The following is a 4,945-nucleotide window of genomic DNA, read 5'->3' as shown; positions in this document are numbered from 1 at the left end:
AACAGACTCGCAACCCTCGATGTCAGGAGAATCTGCACACGTATAGCCAAGCAGGCATCTGTTAATTCTTCAGACAGTGAAAAAATTAAACTTCATCCGCATAAGCTCAGGCATACTTTTCTAAAAAGAGTTGCTGACAAACACGGGATACACGTTGCCCAGGAAATGAGCGGAAATGTTTCTCCAAGAGTTATATTCAGATATACAAAATCGGATCCCGACGAGTTACAGAACATCAGCGAAGGACTTTTTTAATCATTCTGTCCAAACTTTGACATCACGATTATCCAGAATATTAGCCAGAGTAGCAGGCTCGTATTTTTGGGAAGATTTTCTGCTGACTACTTCGAGCGCTAATTCAGCAGCATATATGTGAATAAGTTTAAATATTTCTTCAATATTTATGGATATAGGGTTTTGACAGCCACGCTTTTCAGACAAAATTATGACAATGACAGACATAAGCTCTGTCATTGAAGCATCTTCGCTTTGATCCAATATTATTTTTTCTGCTTGTTCCCCTAAATATAATAGCCATTTATCAGGTAAGTTATTTGGCAAACATGCTTCAGGGCCCCTATCAAGAACTTCGCTTTTAAAAGTATCAAACATATAATTCCTCAGATTCTTTTCCAGTTGTATCACTCGCAAATACATTTGCGGACTATAGTCCGTAGACTATAGTCATCATTAATTCTATTTTCAAGTATTTTTATACCGGATGCTTGAAATGAAAAAATCAGAAGAAATTTTTGGAAAGATTTTGAAAAAAATCAGGGCTGAAAAAGGCTTTTCACAAGAAAAGCTTGCCCTTGAAGCTGACCTTGATCGTACTTTTATTTCTTTATTGGAGAGAGGTTTGAGACAGCCGTCATTAAATACCTTACTTCAGATTTCAAAAGCCCTTGATACAAAAGCCAGTGAAATAGTCGCACAAGTTGAAATAGAGCTATCAAAAGTTTAAAAATATATAGCTTTGCTAAATCAAAGCACTCCCAGCCTGATAATAGGAAAGGGCGATACTGACGGTTTTATACCCAGACAGAGCCATAATATCGCTGATATTTTTCCCCTGCCGTCCGGCTTCTGTAATAAAACCGGATCTAAGACTATGCCCAGAATAAATTGACGGATCAAGACCGGCAAGCAAAGCCCTTTTTTTAACAATCCTTGAAACTGTCTGCTCAGTGAACCCGGATAAAACCTTTCCAGACTTTGAGAGCTTTCGAAAAATCCTGTCTTCGGTTACATTCGATGCATCAAGCCAGAGATTCAGGGCTTTAGCTGCATTTCCCAAGATAGGAACAACAAGACCTTTTCCTTCCTGGTCAGACTTGGACTTTCTAAGGTTAAAGACATATCCGTCATCATAAGAGGTGTCTGCCCTGGTCAAATCCTCGATGCAAGCCGCAGCAACTTCGGATCTTCTTCTTCCCCCGCTGGCGAATGCAAACAAGAGAACAGCCCTGTCCCTGACTCCAAAGATAGAATCATCACAGGTTGAAAGCATAGATTCAAGAATATCCAGGGTTGCAGCTTTCTTTTTTGTAGCCCTGAATCCTTTATTGACCGCAGCCCTGCGAGCTTTTGAGAGTGAAAAACGGATTTCTCCGGCTCTGCATGAGTTTGTGAGGCCTCGCATTTCATGGGCAGAAGATATGGAAGCCATTCTTCTTATTATAGTGCTGATGGAATGCGGCCCTGGCTTTGCTTTAATGCCTTCTTCCATAAGAGTTAATTCTGCTTCTGGATCGAGACCCATGAGATGATAGGTCACAAACTTGATAATCAACTCTTCAGGGTAGGGCAGGGGAGTTTCCTGTTGTCGCTCTGGCCCATTCCTGAAAGTAATAAAGATCCTTCTTGTATGCTTTTTTTGTGTTTTCTGGCGTACCATCTTCAAAAATTGCTTTAACGCACTCAGAAATATTCTCCGGAAGGGCAGGGACAAGATTTCTGTTATTGTCTGAAGAATAAAAATCCAAATCAAACTCCTACAACTGATTATCCTGATCAGCCTGAATGTAATTTTCATATTGCATTGAATCTGGAGATTCCAATGGAATTGATTGAGGCTCAGATTTTACCGGATCGGTACTTTTACGCTTACGCGCTCGGATTTGTTTTTTAATATGCCCTGTTGTTTTTTCAGAATCCTTGAAGAAATAGCTTATTTGAAAAGGAGTTTTTTTGTGATTGCCTTTGCCAAGGGAAGGATGCGACCTAAAAGCTTCCAGTTCTTCAGCAGAAAAAGGCTTCTTAGAAAAATCAAACAGAACAAGAAGGGCTTTACCGTCGAATTTAAGGAGTTTTTTTATTTCGTCTTCATTTATTCTTCGACTTAGAGTGTTGGCTCCAGAGTTTGGCGTTCTTACAGCAAATTCTACAGCTACATCATCAATGAGAAAATCTATTTTACCTTTGCCTGTTAATCCCCCTGGTAATGTGGCCTGTTTTTCAGGCTCAATATTATGACCGAAGTATCCTAATAAGAATGTCCTTACAAGTGGCAACAAGGCTTTCTCTCCCCAATGTTCCAGATAAAGAGATTTAGAGAAGGATTTATTACAAAGGCCTGTAAACAGGATCTCAAAAGCGTTTTTAACTTCAGATATTGTAGTTGCCATGATTATATTGCCTCCTATAAATTATCTCCGGGTGAAACTAAACCTTATTATATATGTCTCAAACAGATTTATGGCTGGACAAAGATCACTTTAAATTTTCAAATATAAGGAACTGGATCTACTTGGTTTATAGGCCTTCCTAAAATTAGTCGATTTCTATAAGTTCCAGAGTATCCACAGACTGCAAGTATTCCTATTTCGAGATACCATAAAAAAAGATCCCAGGTTTCAAAATATGCTTCAGTAAATTGCCCCTGCTTTTTATGTTCTGGATGAACCAATGAATTTCTTATTTCTGTAATAGCATGTGGTGCAGATCCCAAATTATGTTGATTCGCAATTGTTTTTAAAACTTGGTCTTCATTTGGTATGTCTATTGGAATATTGAGTGAAGAGAATAATAAACGCAGCTTATCCGATGCCCATAACTCCTTAAAACCTTTAACAGTTAAAAGTTTTTTGTATTTGACCGCGTATTCAAAAGAAAGGCGTTCTATAGCTGCTTGAGCCATTATTATGCATCCAGGAATCCCTCTTTTTGCGTTATTGGCTTCGTGATACCAGGAAATAACATCTGATAAAGCTTTAGACCATTCTTCATTTTGAATTTTTTTTATGAAAAGAGGAAATAATTCCTCTAATTGATCCTTATACCTTGGAGCAAACCAGGATAATGGCTCTATATAGGGTTCCATTGGAGATGACCATGACGCCCAAACTCGATTATCATTTTCATCAAAGCCAACTGGACAAACAGGGTTACACCAGTAGCCATTGGCAAAAGTAAAAAAGTAATTTAAATATTCTAAAAACTGATCGGCTTGCTCTCCTGTAAACAAAGAGCCATCATTTTTCTCTATAGTGCCGACATGGGTTATTCTATTACCTCCCTTGGTTTTAAGAAATTCTTTATTTTTTGGCGTTATTTCTAAGGATTCAACCCTAACTTTCCATTCGTCAGAATTTAAAGAAATTTGACTGATATTTACGAGCTGGCCCGGTAAATTTCCAACTCTGCCAAAATCTTTAAAATTAAATAAATGAAAAATTACCTTTTTAATCAGTGTTGAATCGTCGCCAATTATGCATATAGGTTCAGAAGATGAACACCAGTCAACACATATTATTCCATCATGAGGATGGCTGCCACCTGTACCTAATGCGAATCCTTCTATTTTTTTGCCGTCAATCATTAACGAAGTAAAGCGGCTGGGATCAGTCATGGCTGAAACAGAATCATTAAAAGGAACTCCGTTGAATTTCCCAGATATATCAATACTAGTATGCGGGAGATAATTAAAAAAAACTTCGCATTCTCCTTGATACACTTGACCTTTGATTTCAATTTCAGCTTGGCCTTTATGAAGCGGAACTTTATCGTCTAAAGCAGAGAAGTCAAAAACAGGAGCGATGTTCATTATATTTATCCTTATAAATAACCATAAACAGAGGTTGTGTTTTCAAAGGCCATTTTAAATAGAAACCAGATCCGGCTCCTGCATTTATCCCAAAAATGCCGTTTCCTTAAGAATTAGTATCGATAATATAAAGTTATCGCAATTTTTGAGGAACTTTCTGTGGCTTGTTCTTCAATAGAATCACACTTATTTACAATCCATCATCTTTATATTTATCTCTATATGTATATTTTTTAGTTTTGTTTATGGGCATATTTGGTTTTGAAGCCCCATCTTCTTTGAGTTCACCGACAGCTTCTTCAGTATCTGTTAAATTAGGTATTTCTAAATCAGAATTAATAAATTGATCTTCCAAAGCAGTTATAATCTTTTCTCTCTTAATATCTGTTTTAATTTCTTTTGTAGATACGTCCTCTTTTGTTTCTGCATCCGACAAAAATTCACTTCTTTTAAGAATCGCATTTCTTATTATTGTATTTAAACAATATGGATTAGAGGTGCTTTCAGTTCCAAGTATATATTCTCTTTGAATAATGGCAGTTACATCAGGATTTTTTATTACCAATTCATTAATTGCAGGATAGCGAACATATGGAAATTTTTGATTACCATTTTTACTCCGCCATGCTTATCTTAAGGCATGTGAAAGATTATCCAGATATGATGGAGGTGTAGCATGGCAAAAAATATGATCCAATTTCAAAAAGGAAAGAGTATTCACGAATTCCTGTCCGAATATGGGACCGAAGATAAGTGCCAAGACTCATTATTCAGACTTAGATGGCCGCATGGTTTTAGTTGTCCGAATTGCGGCGGTTCGAAATTTTGCGAGCTCAAATCAAGAGATCTGTACCAATGCCACAAGTGTCACCATCAGGCGTCGGTAAAGGCCGGAACTAT

Annotated in this window: 9 protein-coding genes; 3 read left to right on the top strand and 6 right to left on the bottom strand. The window is 37.4% G+C overall.

Annotation, left to right across the window (positions count from 1 at the left end):
• The coding region (locus K245_RS0120665) for a tyrosine-type recombinase/integrase (RefSeq protein ID WP_027360691.1) at nt 1-255 on the top strand (255 nt) is incomplete at its 5' end.
• Here K245_RS0120665 and K245_RS0120660 read toward each other — a convergent pair.
• Nucleotides 256-612 carry a hypothetical protein gene (locus tag K245_RS0120660; protein ID WP_027360690.1) on the bottom strand — a complete coding sequence of 119 codons (357 nt, stop codon included), beginning with the start codon at nt 610-612 and terminating at the stop codon, nt 256-258.
• Between the two features lie 118 nt (nt 613-730).
• On the opposite strand from K245_RS0120660, the gene K245_RS0120655 reads away from it, so the two are divergent.
• A complete protein-coding gene (locus K245_RS0120655; RefSeq protein ID WP_027360689.1) occupies nt 731-964 on the top strand; it encodes a helix-turn-helix domain-containing protein in 234 nt (77 codons plus the stop codon).
• 15 nt (nt 965-979) lie between these two features.
• Here K245_RS0120655 and K245_RS25760 read toward each other — a convergent pair whose 3' ends face one another.
• The 5 genes from K245_RS25760 to K245_RS0120635 form a co-directional block, all read right to left on the bottom strand.
• Entirely contained in the window at nt 980-1,729 is a 750-nt protein-coding gene (locus K245_RS25760) for a site-specific integrase (RefSeq protein WP_198013950.1), read from the bottom strand.
• 67 nt (nt 1,730-1,796) lie between these two features.
• A complete protein-coding gene (locus tag K245_RS28145; RefSeq protein WP_035277844.1) occupies nt 1,797-1,985 on the bottom strand; it encodes a hypothetical protein in 189 nt (62 codons plus the stop codon).
• Nucleotides 1,986-1,994: 9 nt separating this feature from the next.
• A complete protein-coding gene (locus K245_RS25750; protein WP_198013949.1) occupies nt 1,995-2,627 on the bottom strand; it encodes a hypothetical protein in 633 nt (210 codons plus the stop codon).
• Nucleotides 2,628-2,725: 98 nt separating this feature from the next.
• Nucleotides 2,726-4,045: a hypothetical protein gene (locus tag K245_RS0120640; RefSeq protein WP_027360688.1), complete on the bottom strand. Its 1,320-nt coding sequence runs from the start codon at nt 4,043-4,045 to the stop codon at nt 2,726-2,728.
• A 190-nt stretch (nt 4,046-4,235) separates the two neighbouring features.
• Nucleotides 4,236-4,610, bottom strand: a complete 375-nt coding sequence (locus K245_RS0120635) for a hypothetical protein (RefSeq protein WP_027360687.1) — start codon at nt 4,608-4,610, stop codon at nt 4,236-4,238.
• A 111-nt stretch (nt 4,611-4,721) separates the two neighbouring features.
• Here K245_RS0120635 and K245_RS0120625 point away from each other — a divergent pair.
• The coding region (locus tag K245_RS0120625; protein ID WP_027360572.1) for a transposase at nt 4,722-4,945 on the top strand (224 nt) is incomplete at its 3' end.

This window comes from Desulforegula conservatrix Mb1Pa (assembly GCF_000426225.1).
Classification (GTDB): Bacteria; Desulfobacterota; Desulfobacteria; order Desulfobacterales; family Desulforegulaceae; genus Desulforegula; species Desulforegula conservatrix.
The sequence above is the reverse complement of the archived record's forward strand: the minus strand, read 5'-3'. Positions and strand labels throughout refer to the sequence as shown.